The following is an 18,344-nucleotide window of genomic DNA, read 5'->3' on the forward strand; positions in this document are numbered from 1 at the left end:
ACTAAATATTAACCTATTTATATATTGTTTACAGTATCGGTCTTTTATCCGAGAAAATAAAGTTTTTAAATCAGAAATTATTTCGAAGAAAAGCTTAAATAAATATTTAATGTTTTTATTAAAATCTTTATTTAAATCAACATCGTTTACGTTTTGTAGTATTAGCACATCTTGGTATAAATATTCATATAAATAACACAGAGTTTTAATATTTATTAGATTTTCATTTTTAATAGTTATAAATAGAGTTTTTGTTGATGAATCATTATATTTTATAAGATCACTTATAATGAAATTACAATAAACGCATTTTTGAACTATGTCGGCTAAGTCTTTTTTCATATAATTTCTCCTTTCTTATTAAGAATAAAGTTATATATAAATACATTATTCTTAATATAAATATAAGTTTACAAAGTAAATACAAGTAATTTAACTAAATTATGAACATAGAATATATTAAGGAGGTATGCTAATGATTGATATATCAACTGATCTACAAGTAACTCAACCAACAATAACTATTGTTGGTAATACATTTGTAAGTATAGAAAATTATTTATCAATAGTAACCTATGATACTGATTTAATAAAAATAAAGACAAAAGTTAAAACGATAAAAATATCTGGTGAAAAACTTCTATTAAAATATATAACTGATGGGGAAATTGGAATAAAAGGATTGATATACAATGTGGAATATATAGATTAGGAGGAGATACAAGTGATAAGTTATATAAGGGGGTACTATGTTATAACTGTAGAAGGTGTTGGTACGGAACGGTTTTTAAATTATCTTATAAGAAATAATATCAATGTATATAATGTAAATCGAATAAGTAATACCAAGATACAGTTTTGCGTAGATAGAAAAGATATAAGTGATTTTAAAAAGGCATATAGAGGAAGTAACTTTCAAATTAAAGTAAAACAAAAGACTGGGATACCTTTTGTTTTAAAGAGAATATATAAGTATAAAGGTATGTGGATTTGCGCTATAATATCCTTAACAATTTTAATGACCACATCTCAATTTGTAACAGATATATATATAGACTGTCCAGAGGGAATAAAACAAGAAGAGGTTAGAACTGAGATTTATAAATTAGGATTAAAACCAGGTATATATAAAAAAAATATAGATAGAAAAAAAATTAGAGATAGTATTATGGTAACATTTGAAGATGTAGCATACATATCTTTAAATGTAAAAGGTACAAATGTTTTTGTAACTATAACAAAAAAAGCAGAAACACTGTCATCAAAAGAGGAATCAAATTATTGTAATATAATTGCAGAAAAAAATGGTATAATAGAAAAAGTAATACCTAGAAGTGGAAATTCAGTAGTTGCAGAAGGAGATATAGTACAAAGTGGAGACCTACTTGTAAGTGGATCAAATACTAAATCCTTACCAGAAGTTTGGGCAACTACTTTTTACGAAGTTAAAAAAAGTGCAAGCTATATAGAAAATAAAAAGGAAAAAACAGGTAAAAGTAAAAATGTATATACCATAAGTTTCTATGATAAAATTTTTAATATAAGGAAAAACATAAAGTATAAGGATTATATAATAGAAAATAAAGAACTAAAATTAAAAATAGGTAATTACACTTTTCCTATAAAAATAAAAGTAAGTACTTTTTATGAAGTAGAAACTACAAAAATAGAAAAAGATGAAAATGAATTGAAAAAAGAATTAAAAGAGCAAGCTTTAAAAGAATTAGATTACATAATACCAGCTTCTGCTAAGTATACAGATGTAAAAGATAAATATAAAATTAATAAAAATGTGTTAGAATACATAGTAACAGTATATACTAGTGAAAACATAGCAAAAGTTTATCCACTTAGTAAATCTGAAGCAGAACAATTAATAATTGATGAGAACAAAAGTAAAGAAGAATCAGGAGAAGTTGTTCCATCAGATCCAAGCAGACGTTTGATAAATGACATAAGGAATGAAATTCAAGAAGGTAATGATGAAAGTGATGAGAATGAAAATTCTAATAACTGAAATTAAAATACTCAAGGAGGAATAAATCAATTGATAATACAAAAGAAATTTTTAGTATCTGAAGAAAGATTTGAGAGAGAGTTATTTGGAAACTTTGATGAAAATGTTAAATTAATTGAGGAAGCATTAAGTATAGATGTTATATTAAGGGAAGGAAATATAGTTTTAATGGGAGAAGAAAAGAATGTAGACTCATCATTAAAACTTATGAATGAACTTCATCAAGCTGTATCAAATGGAAAAACTTTAGATAAACAAAATATATCATATTCATTATCACTATTATTAGAAGGTAGTGAGAGTAGAATAAAGGAATTAGAAGATACAATAGTAATTACTCAAAAGGGGAAATCTGTTCAGCCAAAAACATTAGGTCAAAAAGACTATGTAAAGTTAATTCAAAATAATGATATTACTTTTGGTGTTGGACCTGCAGGTACTGGAAAAACATACCTAGCTGTAGCTATGGCAGTTAAAGCTTTTAAAAAGGATGAAGTTAGTAGGATAATTCTTACTAGACCGGCAGTAGAAGCTGGAGAAAGTTTAGGATTTTTACCTGGAGATTTAAAAGACAAAGTAGATCCATATTTAAGACCATTATATGATGCTCTATTTGATATGATAGGACCTGATAAGTTTAATAAATATTTAGAAAGAGGTACTATAGAAGTAGCACCATTAGCTTTTATGAGAGGTAGAACATTAGATAATGCTTTTATTATACTAGATGAAGCTCAAAATACAACTCCAGAACAAATGAAAATGTTCTTAACTAGGCTTGGATTTGGTTCAAAGGCTGTAGTAACAGGAGATTTAACTCAAACTGACCTACCTAATAAAAATAAAAGTGGATTAATTCAGGCTACAAAGATATTAAAAGATGTTCCAGGCATAGGAAGCATAGAGTTAAGTGATAAAGATGTTGTAAGACATGAATTAGTTCAAAGAATAATAAGAGCTTATAATAAATTTGACAAAGAAGAAGAAGTTAGAAGAAATAAAATACAAGAGAGAATTTCTTCTAAGAATAAATAGACTTTTAAGAAAGAGATAGGTGTGACAATGGAACTTATAATAGATGACAGACAAAATAAACTTCAAGTGAATGAAGAGTTATTAGAAAAAATAAAGGATATAATACTAGAATGTTTAGATTATGAAGGATATGACGATGATTATGATATAAGTTTATCTTTTGTAGATAATAAAGAAATACATGAACTAAATAAGACATTTAGAGGTATAGATAGACCTACAGATGTTTTATCATTTCCAATGATAGATGAAGAATTTGATTTTGATATTGAATTAGAAGAAAAATCCTTAGGTGATATAGTTATTTCACTAGAAAGAGCTTTTGAACAAAGTATAGATTATAATCATAGTTTTGAAAGGGAAGTATGCTTTTTAGTTTGCCATAGTATGTTCCATCTTTTAGGTTATGATCATGATACTGAAGAAAATACTAAAGAAATGAGAGAAAAAGAAGATTATATATTAAACAAGCTAAGCATAACAAGGGAGTAGTTTTATGAAAGTAAAAAAAACTCGACAAGGAATAATAAAAGCTTTTAATGCAGCCATAGAAGGTATAATATATACATTTAAATGTGAACGTAATATGAAAATACATTATTGTTTAGCTGCAATAGTGCTAATAGGAAGTTTATTCTTTGATTTAACAAAAGTAGAAACATTGATATTACTATTTTCTATAAGTTTAGTAATTATAACTGAAATGTTTAACACAGCAATAGAAAATGCTATAGATATGGTAACTGATGAATATCATCCTCTTGCTAAAATAGCAAAGGATGTTGCTGCTGGAGCAGTTGTAATTGCAGCTCTTAACTCAGTTGTAGTTGGATATATGTTATTTTATAATCAAATAACAGATATGTCTAAATCGCTTATATTTACAATACGAAAATCTGATCCTCATGTAACTTTAATATGTATAGTTTTAGTACTTATATCAGTAGTTGTAGTTAAGGCATTAACATCAACAGGAACTCCTTTAAAAGGAGGGATGCCTAGTGGGCATGCAGCTTTAGCATTTGCAATGGCTACATCCATAACTATGATGACGGAAAGACCAGTTGCTGCAACTCTTGCATATATAATGGCTATACTTGTTGCACAAAGTAGGATAGAAGGAAAAATACATACTTTTTGGGAAACTATTGCTGGTGCACTATTAGGTATTCTAATTGGAATGTTAGTTTTCCAAATTAAGATAATTAATTTTTATTAAAAAATACTTGAATATATTTAAAAATTATCAAGTAGGCTAACATAAAAAAGAAGTCTGCAAGACTTCTTTTTTATGTTATAATGTAAGATACTAAAGAAAATGCTAATAATAAAAAATATATGTAATTAGCATAAGTATCCAGAAAAATACTGATATATTTAATTATAAAATTTAGAACGGATATAAGAATAATAAAATAATTTTAGACAAAAGGTAGGAGACACATAAATGTTCAAATCAGGATTTGTTAGTATAGTAGGTAGACCAAATGTTGGGAAATCTACACTTATGAATAATGTAGTTGGAGAAAAGATAGCGATAATGAGTGACAAACCTCAAACTACAAGAAATACAATTCAAGCAGTTTATACAGATGAAGAATGCCAAATGGTATTTTTAGATACACCAGGTATACATAAGCCTAAAACTAAACTAGGTGAATATATGGTTAAATCAGCTACAGATGCATTTAAAAATGTAGATGTAGTATTATATGTAGTGGATGAATCTAAAAAAATAGGTCCTGGAGATAGAATGATAATAGAAGATTTAAGAGGTGTTAAAGCTCCTGTTATCTTAGTTTTAAATAAAATGGACCAAATGGAAGAGAGTGAATTATTTGATTTAATGAAAATGTACCATGCGGAAGGTGTATTTAAAGAAATAGTTCCTATTTCAGCTTTAAAAGGAAGAAATACAAAAGAATTACTTAAGGTCGTACAAAAATATTTACAAGAGGGACCAAAGTATTTCCCTGATTATATGATAACAGATCAACCAGAAAGAGTTTTAGTATCAGAATTAATAAGAGAAAAAGTTCTTCACTATGTTCATGATGAAATACCTCACGGTGTTGCAGTAGAGATAGAAAAAATGAAGTCAAGAAATGATAAAGCAATTGTAGATATTTCAGCTGTAATATACTGCGAAAGAGATTCTCATAAAGGTATAATTATAGGTAAAAATGGTAGAAAATTAAAGGGAATAGGTAAGGCTGCAAGAGAAGATATCGAGCTACTTTTAGGATCTCAAATAAATCTTCAACTATGGGTTAAAGTTAAAGAGAATTGGAGAAATTTACAAAATTATGTAAGTAATTTTGGGTATACTGATAAATAAGGGTGGATTACATGGATAGGAAACAGGATATTTCCAAAGATTTGTTAAATGAAGTTAAATCTTTAATTGATAACAATAAAATATTGGAGTTAAGGGAATTGCTTGAAGAGTACCATATAATAGATATATTCGATATTATGGAGTACTTAGATGAAAATATGAAGGTTAAGTTATTTGAAGTCCTTCCAATAGATATGTCCGCTTCAATATTAGAAGAATGTGATGTAGAATTTTTTAAAACTATATTATCTAAAATAGATATAGATCATCGTAAGAATATATTAGAATTAATGTCTCTTGATGATATGGCAGATATTTTAAGCCAACTAGAAGAAGAAGAAAGAGAAGGCGTTATGGAGCTATTAAGTCAAGAAGATGCCGATGATGTAAAAGAGTTATTAATTTATGAAGAAGAATCTGCTGGCGGGATTATGACCACAGGATATATAGAAGTGAATAAAGATATGACAGCTAAAGATGCTATAGAACATTTAAGGAAGAATGCTTTAGATGCCGAAACTATATATTATATATATGTAGTTGATAACGAAGAGAGATTAGTTGGGGTAATATCATTAAGAGAATTAATAACTGCTAGAAATTCTAATATAGTAGAAGAACTAATGAGCGAAAATATTATATCTGTTTATGTTGATGAAGATAGAGAGGAAGCGGTTAGGTTAGTTTCTAAGTATAACTTAGTTGCGATTCCTGTTATAGATAGACAAAAACGATTAAAAGGTATAATAACTGTCGATGATATAATTGATGTAATGGAAGAAGAGGCTACTGAGGATATGTATAAATTTGCAGGATCTTCTGAGCATGAAGTTGACCTTATTGAAAAGGTAAACACTACGCCTAAGGAACAAATACTTTCTTCTGTTAGATCTAGAATAACATGGCTTATTATAACTCTAATAGGAGGCCTAATTTCTACAGCTATAATTTCTAATTTAGATTTTATAACAAATCCAAAGTATACACCGTTAATATTTTTTATACCAGTAGTAATTGGTATGGGTGGAAACATAGGAACACAATCGTCTGCACTAACTGTAATGACGTTATCTAATAAAAACTTAGATTATACAAATGTATTAAAAGAAGGTGCTGTAGGACTTATTACAGGTATACTATGTAGTGTCATAATAGGAGGAGCATCGTTTATATTTATAAAGGATATTAGTATAGTTTTAGCTGTATCACTATCATTATTTATAAATATGACAGTTGGATCAATGATAGGCGCATTTATGCCTGCTTTATTGAAGAGATTAGATGTAGATCCATCAATAATATCAGCACCTTTAATATCTACAATACTTGATATTACAGGTGTTACTGTGTATTTTGTAATAACTTCGCTTGTATTGTCAAAAATTGCATAATAACTTTTAATAATTTTAATGTATTATTTACCCCTTTCTTACTAAAAATATAGATATAGTCGTAAGAAGGGGGTTTTTAAAAATGGACAATTTGTATTGGAATATTTTTGAAAAGACTGGAAGTATAGAAGCCTTTTTATACTTAAATGATTTAAAGAAAATAGACGAAGAAAATAATCAAACGAGGGAGATAGATAGCAACTATGATAATCTTGAATACCCAAGGGATAGTTCTTAAAGCCGTGAGGTATAAAGAAAATGACGTAATATTAACTATATTTACCAGGAAATTAGGGAAGATAGTTGCAATGGCTAAGGGAGCAAAGAAAAATAAAAGTACCTTGCTTTCCTCAGCTCAACTATTTTCTTATGCTAATTACACTTTAAAAAAACAAGGAAATATGTATAGAATAAGTCAAAGTTATATAATTAAGAGCTTTTATGACTTATCCTATGATTTAGAAGCATTTTCATATGCTACATATATAACAAAATTAGTAGAATCTTCAACACTGGAAAATCAAACAAATAATAGATTGTTTGTATTACTTGCTCAGACCTTATATTTATATACTCAAGAAAATATAGATAAAAAGTTTATTACAAGAGCATTTGAGTTAAAATTCTTAGATTATATTGGGCTTAGACCTGTTGTAAGCAGATGTAGTAATTGTGGAGAACGAAACTCTGATGAATATGTATTTAATGTATATGAAGGTGGTATATTATGCAAGGAATGTAGTACAAATTTTACAGAAAACATGAAAATAGATATAACAACTATAAGGCTTATGGAATATATATTAAGTAATGATATATTAAGATGTAGTAAAGCAAAAGTATCTAAATATATAACTTATGAACTACAAAGAATTTTAAAGCAATACTTAATGATTTATATTGACAATGTTAATTTTAAATCGCTACACTTATTACATGAATTAGAAAACGAAAAGGGAGTGGATAAGGGTGAGTAATAAAATAACTATAGAAAGTATAGATGCTGTATATCAAAGAATTCCAAATGTAACTTATGCACAAGCTAAAGAAGCTCTACAAGTTTGTGATGGAGATGTAGTGGAAGCTATTATCTTATTAGAATCTAAAAAAGGATCAAACTCTACAAAAAAAGTTAAGAAAACTGTAGAAGAAGTGTTAGGAAAAGATGGAGAACAAATAAAATATCAATTAAAAGAACTTCTTAGAAAAAGTAGTGTAATAAGAGTTATAATAGATAAAGATGGCAAAACTATAATTAATATACCTTTAACAGTAGGCGTAGTTGGTTTAGCATTTGCAACAATACCTGCAATGATAGGTCTTTCAGCTGCTGTAATAGGAAAATATAATATAAAAGTTCAAAATGAAGATGATGGTACAACTATAGATTTAGGTGAACTAACTGAAGAAAAATTAAATATGTTAAAAGATATGATAACGAATGCAGCTAAAGAAATGAAGGATGTAGTTTCTGAAAAAAATAAAGATAATAAAGACATAACAGATGAACTTATAAAAGAAACTGAAAATCAAAAAAATGAAAATAAAGAAGAATAGTAGATATTACCTATCTATATTGACAAAATTTGAATGATTTGATATTCTAAAAGTTATAAAAGAACTCTAAAAGGGCCTTTCGTGTAGACGAAAGGCTTTGTTGTTATTATTAAACGTCAATGTTTATTAAATAGAAATTTAAATTAACAGGAGGTATTCTTATGAATTTTCAAGAGATGATACTGGCTTTACAAAATTACTGGTCAAAACAAGGATGTATCATGATGCAACCTTATGATGTTGAGAAGGGTGCAGGTACTATGAATCCAAATACTCTTTTAAGATCATTAGGACCAGAACCTTGGAGCGTATGTTATGTGGAACCATCTAGAAGACCTGCAGATGGTAGATATGGAGAAAATCCAAATAGATTATATCAACATCATCAATTCCAAGTTATATTAAAACCATCTCCAGATAATATACAAGAATTATATTTAGGAAGCTTAGAAGCTATAGGAATAAATCCTTTAGAACACGATATAAGATTCGTTGAAGATAACTGGGAATCAACTACGGTCGGTGCTTGGGGACTTGGATGGGAAGTATGGCTAGACGGTATGGAAATAACTCAGTTTACATATTTCCAACAAGTTGGAGGTATAGAATGTGAGCTTGAGACTGGAGAAATTACATATGGTTTAGAGAGACTTGCTATGTACATACAAGAAGTTGATAGCGTATATGACTTAAAATGGAATGATAAAATAACATACGGAGATGTATTTAAGCAATCTGAATATGAAAACTCTGTGTATGCATTTGAAGAATGTGATGCAGATATGTTATTTAATTTATTTGATACATATGAAAAAGAAGCTTTAAAGCTTATAGAAAGAGGACTAGTAATACCTTCATATGATTATGTATTAAAATGCTCTCATACATTTAATACACTAGATGCAAGAGGAGCTATAGGAGTTAGCCAAAGAGCATCATTTATAGGAAGAGTTAGAAATATGGCTAGAGCAGTTTCTTCCTTATATGTTAAGCAAAGAGAAGAAATGGGATATCCTCTTTTAAAGGAAGGTGACAAATAATGAATAATTATCTTTTATTTGAAGTAGGTGTGGAAGAATTACCATCAAGATTTGTTAGTAGTACTTTAGAACAAATAAAAAACAATTTAACAAAATTATTTAATGAAAATAGAATAGTATTTGACAATATAGAAACTTATGGAACACCAAGAAGATTAACTTTTGTTGTAAAAGGTATAAGTGATAGACAAAGTAATTTAGAAGAAGAAGTTAAAGGACCTTCTAAGAAAATAGCAGTAGATGCAGATGGAAACTTTACTAAACCAGCTTTAGGATTTATAAAAAGTAAAGGTTTAAAAGAAGAAGATATATACTTTAAGCAAGTTGGAAAAGATGAGTACATATTTGGTACTATAAAACAAGAAGGTATAGAGACTAGTGAAGTTTTAAAAACTGTATTACCAGAAGCAGTTAAAGCGGTTACTTTCCCTAAAGCTATGCGTTGGGGTGGAAAAAATATGAGATTTGCTAGACCTATAAGATGGATGGTTACTTTATTAAATGATGAAGTACTAGAAATAAATTTAGAAGGTATAGTATCATCAAATGTTACAAAAGGGCATAGATTCCTAGGTGAAAAGGAGTTTGAAGTTAATTCATTAGAAGACTACCTTGCTAAATTAGAATCTAATTATGTAATTTTAGATCAAAATAAAAGAAAAGACTTAATAAAACAACAATGTATAGAAGTTGCAAACTCATTAGGGGGAGAAGTTGAGTTTGATGAAGATTTATTAGATGAAATAACTTATTTAGTAGAATATCCAACAGCATTCTATGGAGAATTTGATAAAGCTTATGCAAATCTTCCTAAAGAAGTTGTTACAACTCCTATGAAAGAGCATCAAAGATACTTCCCTGTAATTAAAGATGGTAAATTACTACCCAACTTTATAGCAGTTAGAAATGGTAATGATTATAAAATAGATGTTGTAAAAGCTGGAAATGAAAAAGTTTTAGTTGCTAGACTTGAAGATGCTTTATTCTTCTATAATGAAGATATTAAGAAGAACTTAGAGAGTTATATAGAAAAATTAAAAACTGTTGTGTTCCAAGCTAAACTAGGAACAGTATACGATAAAACATTAAGAATAGAAAAGTTAAGTTTAGATATATTAGATTCATTAAATTTAGGTGATATAAAAGAAGATACATCAAGAGCTGCTAAGTTATGTAAAGCAGATTTAGTTACGAATATGGTATTTGAATTCACTGAACTACAAGGTATAATGGGTAGAGAATATGCTAAAGTTGGTGGAGAAAATGAAGTTGTTAGCGAAGCTATATTCGAACATTATTTACCAAGATTTGCAGGAGATATACTTCCATCAACTAAAGCAGGTATGGCATTAGCTATAGCTGATAAATTAGATTCAATTGCAGGATTTTTTGCTATAGGAATTCAGCCAACAGGGTCTCAAGATCCATATGCATTAAGACGTCAAGCATTAGGTGTATTAAGCATATTAATGGATAAGAAACTAGATATAAATTTAAAAGATTTAATTAGCCATGCATTAAATAACTATAGTAGTTTAGAATTTGATAAAGATGAAGTTTGTGCTCAAATAATGGAATTCTTCAAAGAGAGAATTAAAAATTTATTTAGAGATTTAGGAATAAGATACGATGTAATAGAAGCAGTATTAAGTTCAGAAATAAATGATATATCAGATATGCATACAAGAGCTGTAGAACTTAATAATTGGTTGTCTACTGAAGGGTTAGTTGAAATGTTAACTGCATTTAATAGAGTTTCTACTTTAGCTCAGAAAGCTACTTCATCAGAATTAAATGAAAGTTTACTTAAAGAAGATGCTGAAATTAAGTTATACAATAGATTTAAAGAAATCAAAGTAAAAGTTAATGAATTATTAAAAGATAAAAAATATAGTGAAGCTTTAGATGCGTTTGCGTCATTAAGACCATTAGTTGATAATATGTTTGATAATGTTATGGTAATGGATAAGGATGAAGATATAAAAAATAATAGATTAGCTTTATTAAAGCAAATTTGTGACACAATGCTTAGCATATGTGATTTATCTAAGATAGTTTATAAATAATAAGAATAAATACACGTAGATAATAGATACTAAAATAAGGGGTGAAATCAAGGTGTATATGATAAAGCATAGCTTTATATATATATTAATAGATTTTATCCTTATTTGAATTAATTAAAAGAAATTAAATTTAAATAAACTTAAATTTTGTATTTAAAAATATATATTATAATGTTAAAATAAATTGAACAATAAATAAAGTTTATAGTATTTTAATAAATTTTTTATATGAATATGTTAAAAAATAGACGTATTAAAATTAATAATATACTATAAGATAATAAAAAACATTTACAGAATGTCATATATAGATATATAATATTATACTATATAATGGATTTCTGATTAAAAAGTGTATCACATTAAAGAGGAAGGTGATTATTATTCAACTTAATCAAAGACAGCTAAAAATAATCGACATTGTCAAAGCTAATGAACCAATAACTAGTGAAAGCATAGCTGCTAGCTTAAATGTGACACGTGCCACACTAAGATCAGACTTAGCAATATTAACTATGACAGGAATTTTAGATGCAAGACCTAAGGTAGGATACTTTTATTCTGGAGTTAGTGATTTAAATCTAGTTGGTAATAGCATAAAAGATAAAAAGGCAGAAGATATAATGAGTATGCCAGTAATAGTAAAACAAGATATAAGTATATATGAAGTAATAGTTAATATGTTTTTATCTGATGTAGGAAGTATATTCATAACAGATGATAATGAAAACCTATGTGGTGTAGTTTCTAGAAAGGATTTATTAAAAGCTACTATAGGAGGGTCTGATATAAACAGAATTCCTATAGGTATGATTATGACTAGAACTCCCAATGTAATAACTACTAGTAGAGATGAAGAAATTTTACTAATAGTTAGAAAGATTATAGAACATGAGGTAGATTCTTTACCAGTTGTAGAAACAAGTGAGGATGGGTTGAAGGTAAAAATAGTTGGAAGAATATCGAAAACGAATATAACAAAGCTATTTTTAGAGATGATAGACAATTAAGGAGGGGAGTATATGGAAAATTTGATCATATATGTGATATCAGATTCTGTGGGAGAAACAGCTCAACAAGTTGCAAAAGCTGCCTTATCTCAATTTTCAATAAATGACAATTATGAGATTAGAAGATTTCCTTATGTAGCAGATAAAAAATTTCTTATGGAAATACTAAATAGCGGAAAAAATGAAGAAGCTATAATCATATATACTTTAGTAGATGAGAACTTATCTAATTTAACTAGAGAATATTGTATGGAAGAGGGATTAAGCAATATAGACTTAATGTCTCCAATACTAAGTGAAATAGCAAAGAAAACTGAAAGAAAGCCAAAGAGAGAGCCTGGTATCATAAGAAAGCTAGATGAAAGTTACTTTAAAAGAGTAGAAGCTATAGAATTTGCAGTTAAGTATGATGATGGGAAAGATCCAAGAGGAGTTTTAAAATCAGATATAGTTTTAGTTGGTATATCAAGAACATCAAAAACACCTCTTAGTATGTATTTAGCCAATAAGAATATAAAGGTTGCTAATGTTCCATTAGTACCTGAAATACCATTACCTAAAGAGTTAAATGACATAAATCCTAAGAAAATAATAGGGCTTACGAATACACCTGAAAAATTAAATAAAATAAGACAAGAAAGATTAAAAGCATTAGGTTTATCAAGTAATGCAAATTATGCAAACCTTGAAAGAATATTGCAAGAACTAGATTACTCAGATACTGTAATGAAAAAGCTAGGATGTCCTGTTATAGATGTTTCTAATAAAGCAATAGAAGAAACTGCAGGCATAATTATAGACTTAATGAAAGAAAATGGAATAAACACATTTAAAATTAAAGATAAATAATTAATTTCACCTTAAAATTAAAAAAATATGTCTAGTTGTATAAATTAAACTTAACATAAATTAGTTATTACAATGCTCCTTTATAATTATGTAAAAGAAACTTATTAAGTATACTTTGCATATAAATAATAAAGGAGTATTTTTAAGTTAATTTTATGGAGGGATATAATATGGTCAAGTGTCCAAGATGTGGGAAAGAAGTTTCATCAAGACCTGGTACAATTTGCCCTAGATGTGGATTAAAAGTTTCGGAAGTTAATGAAAAAATAAGATGTCCAGAGCCTAATTGCAGAGCTTTAGTTTCTAAAAAATTAGAATATTGCCCTAAATGTGGATGTAAGTTAAGAGGGTATAAATTAAATGAACTGATGAGATTAGCAAGAAATAAAATAGATGAAGTATTTTATGATGATAAATAAGGTTAGTTGGTGTAATCACCAGCTAACCTTATTTATTTAGAAGAATTATCTACTTCCATAGTCCATCCCCAATAACCATTTTCTTTTTTTGTATATTTTAGCAATGCATCAAATTTAGTACCTTTTTTTGATGTTAAAGATTTAACTTTAGCTTGACCATTTTTTAATATGCTTTTAACCATAGTTTTATTTGGTTTTTTATTATAGTATTCTAAATATTTGTCATTTTTCCAAATTCCGAATTTACAGTTACTATAGTTAGTGCATAAATATCCTTTTTCAAATTCAACCACATCATTTTGACATATTGGACATTTTCCTAAAGAGTCATTTTTTTCAGACTTTACAGTTTTAGTAGTGGATTTTGATTTCGTAGAGTTTTTTATTGTAGCAGAAGACTCTTTAATATATTTTTTTGTCTTAGGGTTGTAAGTATAATTTTCAGTATTTATACTTTTATTGCTATCTCTTTTTATTAAATTAACATTTTGATAAATAAAGTTCATAATATTAGTTAGATATTCTTTTCTAGTAAATTGTCCTTTTTGAATATCACTTAAACTTTTCTCTAATTTACCAGTATAGTCTACATCAAATAGATCTGTTACAGGAAAAATTTCAACTAGATTTTTACCTAAATCAGTTATAGAGTATGACTTACCTTTCTTTTTCACATAACCAACTTGACCTATTTTTTTCAAAACATCTGCACGTGTTGCAGAAGTTCCTATTGAGTACCCTGATAAAACTGTCGTATCATCATCTGATACATTTTTACCGCAGTTTTTCATAGCTTTAAGTAAAGTATCTTCAGTATACGGTTTAGGTGGAGTAGTTTGTTTAGTTAAGGTTTTTATATCTAATACATCAACAATTTCAGATTTATTAACCATAGGAAGTAAGTCATCTTTTTCTTCTTTATTATATACTTCTAAGTATCCCTTAACTTTTAAGACTTTTCCTTTGGTTAAGAATACATGTTTATCAACTTCAGTTTTTATTTCTGTATTTTCATATTCAGCAGGGGGCATAAAGTTTGCTATGAATCTATCTTTTATAGCATCATAGACAATTTTTTCATCAGGTGTAAGGTTTGTAGGTATTATATAAGTAGGAATTATAGCACTATGGCTATCAACCTTTGAAGAGTCAAATATTCTTTTACTTTTTGTAAAAGATATTTTATTTTCATAAGGAAGACCGACTTTTAATTTATCTAGTGTCTGAGAAACTTTAGGGACTAAACTTTCTTCTAAATAAATAGAATCAGTTCTAGGATAAGTTATATATCCACCTTTACCTTTTCCCTCATAAAGAGACTGACATACGCTTAAAACCTTGTCTGAAGTAAAATTTGAATACTTTGAAGTTATAAAACCTTGTAAAGAAGTTAAACTAAATAGTTTTGGAGCATATTCTTTAGAAGTTGTTACTTTCTTATCAGTTATTTGTCCATTACTAGAAGTAATAGTATTTATAATTTTATTAGCATCATCAATAGTATCAAATTTACTTTCTTTGCCTTTTATATATTTTCCTTTATACTCCCCATTTGAACTTTTAAAATTTCCTTCAATTTCAAAATAATTTTTAGGAATAAAGTTTGAAATCTCCATATCTCTATCATAAACTAATTTAACAGTAGGAAGTATTACACGACCTATATTAAGTAATTTACCATTTCCATATTTTAATGTAGCAACAGAAGTAAAATTAATTCCTATTAACCAGTCAGTGAGAAGTCTAGTATATCCAGCTGCTTGTAAATTTAACATATCAGAATTATCTTTTAAATTATTAAGTCCTCGAGTTATATCTTCGGGAGTCCATTCATTTACAAGTATTCTTTTTACAGGTTTTTTATTTTTTGCCAATAAAAATATTAAAAATGATATAAGTTCTCCTTCTCGATCATTATCTGTAGCATTAATTATATATTCTATATCATCTCTATGTAAAAGCTTCTTTACTGTTTCAAATTGTTTTTTCTTAGAATCATCTACTTTAAATTTGAATTTATCACTAGGTATAAATGGGAAGTTATCCATTTTCCAAGAACCAGAGTATTTATCTTTATCGTAGTCTTTCATATCATATAAAGATACAAGGTGACCAACAGCATAAGTAACTATATAATCATTTCCTTCAAAATACCCATCATTTCTAGTTTTTGCACCTAAAAAAGTTGCTATGGTTTTAGCAACTGAGGGTTTTTCTGCAAGTATAAGTTTCATATAAACCTCCTTCAAATACTATTTATATTATCATATAAAAAGAAAAGACTGCAAGGCAGTCTAGAAATTAAAATTAAAATTATTATTTTTATTAGTTAAACCTTTTATATAATAATTTGTAAAATTTGATGATTTATCTTCAATCAATTCAACAAAGCAAACATGATTTAAATTACAAATATTAATATTATAGAATTTATAATCTAAGATTGGACAAGAAATTGTGCAGGATGAATTAGGAAGTATATTGATTCTTTGGGTATCTGATAAAGATGTAAATATTTCAAATGACTTACTACTATCTATAAGACAACATCCATCAATTTTATTTCTTAAGTGTGGATAAAAATCACATAAGTTAGCAATATAGTCCATATTATTTGAACTTATATAGATTTCTTTGAATCCACAAAGAATTATATAAGCATTATTTGGGAATAAAGATTTTAATGTAATAATTAAGTCGTTTATAAAATCATTAACCTCAGTAGGAAAATAAAAATATATAGGATGAGTGTTATCTATAACGATATTTAAATTATCCAATAAATCAGTAATAGTTTTAGGATTTACTTTTGTACTAGATCTTAAGTTACTAAAAAATAAAAATAGGTCACCACAAAATTTTTTTTCATAAATACTTTCTAATTTCTGTTTCATCCAAGGGATGGGCAACAAGTTGATTTGATTAAAGTTATTATTCATATAAAATCCTCCCAACGTAGAGTAAGACAGTAATCCATTTAATAAATAATATTCTATAAAAATTCAACTTAGTACTAAATAATATGTGTAGAAAATATTGGTAAATAGCGATTTTTATAGACATAAAGTTACATATTTGTAATAATATTATCAAGAAGTAGTCTAAATTTATATAAAAATGTACATTTAGAAAACAAACCTTCAAGTGTTATATACACTTGTTTATAGGGAGAGGAGTTGATCAAGATTATAGTTAATTAAAACTATAATTGATATTTATGAATATTAGTAAAAAATATATACTTTCGGGAGTAATAGCAACATCTGTAGCTATACCATTATGTAGTACTATATCTAATGCAGATACAATTGAATATAGAACAATAACTGCAAATTCCGTTAATTTTAGAACAGGTCCTGGAACAAACTATTCATCTATGAAAAAGTTAAATAAAGGTGATACAGTAGAGTATATAGGAACTAGTGGAACTTGGATTAATGTAAGTTATAATGGAGAAGTTGGTTATGTACATAGTGACTACGTAAGTTCACCTGGTAGTTCGAATCAAACTATAACTAAAGTAGTTACAGCAACGACACTTAATGTTAGAAGTGGAGCAGGAACGAATTATTCCAAAATAGGAACATTATCAAAAGGAGATGAAGTTTCAGTTATATCAGAATCAAATGGATGGGCTAAAATAAACTATAAAGGAACTAATGGATATGTAAGTAACGATTATATAGTATCTAAAAATAATTCCGGATCAAGCTCAGAATCTATTATAAGTTATAAAATAGTTACTGCAACGACACTTAATGTTAGAAGTGGAGCAGGAACGAATTATTCCAAAATAGGAACATTATCAAAAGGAGATGAAGTTTCAGTTATATCAGAATCAAATGGATGGGCTAAAATAAACTATAAAGGAACTAATGGATATGTAAGCAGTGATTATATAGTATCTAAAGATAATTCCGGATCAAGCTCAGAATCTATTACAAGTTATAAAATAGTTACTGCAACGACACTTAATGTTAGAAGTGGACCAGGAACAAGTTATTCAAAGATAACAACTATAAGTTATGGAGCTGAAGTAGGAGTAATATCAGAATCTAATGGTTGGTCTAAAATAAAGTATAATGGAAAAACTGGTTACGTATCTAGTCAATACTTAAGTAATAAGTCGGAAGGATCAAATGATTCATCTGCAACTAATTCTAAGGTTGATAAGTTAATAAGCTTTGCGAAAACATTATTAGGTAAAGATTATTCTTGGGGAGCAGAAGGCCCAAACTCTTTTGACTGTTCAGGATTTACTTATTATGTATTTAAGCAAAGTGCAGGAATCACAATTCCAAGAGTATCTAAAGATCAAAGTAAATATGGTACTTATGTGAGTAGAAGTAGTGTTAAAAAAGGAGATTTAGTATTTTTTGATACTAATGGATCTAATGATGGAAATGTGAGTCACGTAGGTATATATATAGGTAATGGACAATTCATACATGCTTCATCAAGTAAAGATGAAGTAGTTATATCTGATTTTAATAGTAATTATTATACAAATGCTTTTGTTAACGCAAGAAGAGTATTGTAAATATTTTAAACTTAATGTATAAATAATCATTAATAATGAAAATAATATATACTATAGAACCAATACTATTAAATAACATATA

General features: G+C 27.5%; 19 protein-coding genes. 16 read left to right on the plus strand and 3 right to left on the minus strand.

Annotated features, from left to right (window positions below; all coding sequences use genetic code 11):
* Window positions 1-342, minus strand: a 342-nt coding sequence (locus EIH23_RS16460) for a hypothetical protein (protein ID WP_206425663.1), incomplete at its 3' end; no start/stop codon positions are given.
* A 133-nt stretch (window positions 343-475) separates the two neighbouring features.
* Here EIH23_RS16460 and EIH23_RS15070 point away from each other — a divergent pair.
* From EIH23_RS15070 to EIH23_RS15140, 15 genes are all read left to right on the plus strand, one after another.
* The gene (locus EIH23_RS15070; RefSeq protein ID WP_164489099.1) at window positions 476-712 is read left to right on the plus strand and encodes a YabP/YqfC family sporulation protein; all 237 of its coding nucleotides are present in this window, start codon (window positions 476-478) and stop codon (window positions 710-712) included.
* A 12-nt stretch (window positions 713-724) separates the two neighbouring features.
* Complete coding sequence (gene yqfD / locus EIH23_RS15075) at window positions 725-2,017, plus strand: sporulation protein YqfD (protein WP_122641245.1); 1,293 nt, start codon at window positions 725-727, stop codon at window positions 2,015-2,017.
* A gap of 30 nt (window positions 2,018-2,047) precedes the next feature.
* Window positions 2,048-3,052: a PhoH family protein gene (locus EIH23_RS15080; protein WP_122641246.1), complete on the plus strand. Its 1,005-nt coding sequence runs from the start codon at window positions 2,048-2,050 to the stop codon at window positions 3,050-3,052.
* Window positions 3,053-3,079: 27 nt separating this feature from the next.
* Complete coding sequence (ybeY, locus tag EIH23_RS15085) at window positions 3,080-3,544, plus strand: rRNA maturation RNase YbeY (RefSeq protein ID WP_122641247.1); 465 nt, start codon at window positions 3,080-3,082, stop codon at window positions 3,542-3,544.
* 4 nt (window positions 3,545-3,548) lie between these two features.
* A complete protein-coding gene (locus tag EIH23_RS15090; RefSeq protein WP_122641248.1) occupies window positions 3,549-4,271 on the plus strand; it encodes a diacylglycerol kinase in 723 nt (240 codons plus the stop codon).
* A 228-nt stretch (window positions 4,272-4,499) separates the two neighbouring features.
* A complete protein-coding gene (era, locus tag EIH23_RS15095; RefSeq protein ID WP_122641249.1) occupies window positions 4,500-5,390 on the plus strand; it encodes a GTPase Era in 891 nt (296 codons plus the stop codon).
* 11 nt (window positions 5,391-5,401) lie between these two features.
* Window positions 5,402-6,781 (plus strand): magnesium transporter, encoded by a 1,380-nt coding sequence (gene mgtE / locus EIH23_RS15100; protein ID WP_122641250.1) that lies wholly within the window; start codon window positions 5,402-5,404, stop codon window positions 6,779-6,781.
* Between the two features lie 82 nt (window positions 6,782-6,863).
* A complete protein-coding gene (locus tag EIH23_RS15105; protein ID WP_122641251.1) occupies window positions 6,864-7,019 on the plus strand; it encodes a YqzL family protein in 156 nt (51 codons plus the stop codon).
* Window positions 6,985-7,758, plus strand: coding sequence for a DNA repair protein RecO (gene recO / locus EIH23_RS15110; protein ID WP_122641252.1), 774 nt, complete (start codon window positions 6,985-6,987; stop codon window positions 7,756-7,758). Before EIH23_RS15105 ends, recO begins: the two co-directional genes overlap by 35 nt.
* Window positions 7,751-8,338, plus strand: coding sequence for a DUF4342 domain-containing protein (locus EIH23_RS15115; protein ID WP_122641253.1), 588 nt, complete (start codon window positions 7,751-7,753; stop codon window positions 8,336-8,338). Before recO ends, EIH23_RS15115 begins: the two co-directional genes overlap by 8 nt.
* A 161-nt stretch (window positions 8,339-8,499) precedes the next feature.
* Complete coding sequence (glyQ, locus tag EIH23_RS15120; protein ID WP_122641254.1) at window positions 8,500-9,378, plus strand: glycine--tRNA ligase subunit alpha; 879 nt, start codon at window positions 8,500-8,502, stop codon at window positions 9,376-9,378.
* A complete protein-coding gene (gene glyS, locus EIH23_RS15125; protein WP_122641255.1) occupies window positions 9,378-11,444 on the plus strand; it encodes a glycine--tRNA ligase subunit beta in 2,067 nt (688 codons plus the stop codon). The genes glyQ and glyS overlap by 1 nt, the downstream gene beginning before the upstream one ends.
* Window positions 11,445-11,818: 374 nt before the next feature.
* Window positions 11,819-12,454, plus strand: coding sequence for a helix-turn-helix transcriptional regulator (locus EIH23_RS15130; RefSeq protein ID WP_122641256.1), 636 nt, complete (start codon window positions 11,819-11,821; stop codon window positions 12,452-12,454).
* Between the two features lie 12 nt (window positions 12,455-12,466).
* Window positions 12,467-13,303 carry a pyruvate, water dikinase regulatory protein gene (locus EIH23_RS15135; RefSeq protein ID WP_122641257.1) on the plus strand — a complete coding sequence of 279 codons (837 nt, stop codon included), beginning with the start codon at window positions 12,467-12,469 and terminating at the stop codon, window positions 13,301-13,303.
* Between the two features lie 170 nt (window positions 13,304-13,473).
* A complete protein-coding gene (locus tag EIH23_RS15140; protein WP_122641258.1) occupies window positions 13,474-13,722 on the plus strand; it encodes a double zinc ribbon domain-containing protein in 249 nt (82 codons plus the stop codon).
* A gap of 32 nt (window positions 13,723-13,754) precedes the next feature.
* Here the strand turns inward: EIH23_RS15140 and EIH23_RS15145 are convergent, their stop codons facing one another.
* Both EIH23_RS15145 and EIH23_RS15150 read right to left on the minus strand, forming a co-directional pair.
* Complete coding sequence (locus EIH23_RS15145) at window positions 13,755-15,956, minus strand: DNA topoisomerase (protein WP_122641259.1); 2,202 nt, start codon at window positions 15,954-15,956, stop codon at window positions 13,755-13,757.
* 60 nt (window positions 15,957-16,016) lie between these two features.
* Window positions 16,017-16,661: a hypothetical protein gene (locus EIH23_RS15150; protein ID WP_122641260.1), complete on the minus strand. Its 645-nt coding sequence runs from the start codon at window positions 16,659-16,661 to the stop codon at window positions 16,017-16,019.
* Between the two features lie 278 nt (window positions 16,662-16,939).
* Between EIH23_RS15150 and EIH23_RS15155 the strand changes: the two genes are divergently transcribed.
* The gene (locus tag EIH23_RS15155; RefSeq protein ID WP_122641281.1) at window positions 16,940-18,262 is read left to right on the plus strand and encodes a C40 family peptidase; all 1,323 of its coding nucleotides are present in this window, start codon (window positions 16,940-16,942) and stop codon (window positions 18,260-18,262) included.
* The last annotated feature ends 82 nt before the right edge of the window (window positions 18,263-18,344 follow it).

The sequence above is a fragment of the Romboutsia sp. Marseille-P6047 genome, assembly GCF_900604535.1.
Lineage (GTDB): Bacteria > Bacillota > Clostridia > Peptostreptococcales > Peptostreptococcaceae > Romboutsia_E.

Bases quoted from the DNA above. Each gene is read 5' to 3' on its own strand.
- EIH23_RS15135 (WP_122641257.1), top strand. From the start codon at position 12,467: ATGGAAAATTTGATCATATATGTGATATCAGATTCTGTGGGAGAAACA.
- EIH23_RS15090 (WP_122641248.1), top strand. From the start codon at position 3,549: ATGAAAGTAAAAAAAACTCGACAAGGAATAATAAAAGCTTTTAATGCA.
- mgtE (WP_122641250.1), top strand. From the start codon at position 5,402: ATGGATAGGAAACAGGATATTTCCAAAGATTTGTTAAATGAAGTTAAA.
- EIH23_RS15150 (WP_122641260.1), bottom strand. From the start codon at position 16,661: ATGAATAATAACTTTAATCAAATCAACTTGTTGCCCATCCCTTGGATG.
- EIH23_RS15140 (WP_122641258.1), top strand. From the start codon at position 13,474: ATGGTCAAGTGTCCAAGATGTGGGAAAGAAGTTTCATCAAGACCTGGT.
- EIH23_RS15105 (WP_122641251.1), top strand. From the start codon at position 6,864: ATGGACAATTTGTATTGGAATATTTTTGAAAAGACTGGAAGTATAGAA.
- glyQ (WP_122641254.1), top strand. From the start codon at position 8,500: ATGAATTTTCAAGAGATGATACTGGCTTTACAAAATTACTGGTCAAAA.
- EIH23_RS15155 (WP_122641281.1), top strand. From the start codon at position 16,940: ATGAATATTAGTAAAAAATATATACTTTCGGGAGTAATAGCAACATCT.
- era (WP_122641249.1), top strand. From the start codon at position 4,500: ATGTTCAAATCAGGATTTGTTAGTATAGTAGGTAGACCAAATGTTGGG.
- ybeY (WP_122641247.1), top strand. From the start codon at position 3,080: ATGGAACTTATAATAGATGACAGACAAAATAAACTTCAAGTGAATGAA.
- glyS (WP_122641255.1), top strand. From the start codon at position 9,378: ATGAATAATTATCTTTTATTTGAAGTAGGTGTGGAAGAATTACCATCA.
- recO (WP_122641252.1), top strand. From the start codon at position 6,985: ATGATAATCTTGAATACCCAAGGGATAGTTCTTAAAGCCGTGAGGTAT.
- EIH23_RS15070 (WP_164489099.1), top strand. From the start codon at position 476: ATGATTGATATATCAACTGATCTACAAGTAACTCAACCAACAATAACT.
- EIH23_RS15145 (WP_122641259.1), bottom strand. From the start codon at position 15,956: ATGAAACTTATACTTGCAGAAAAACCCTCAGTTGCTAAAACCATAGCA.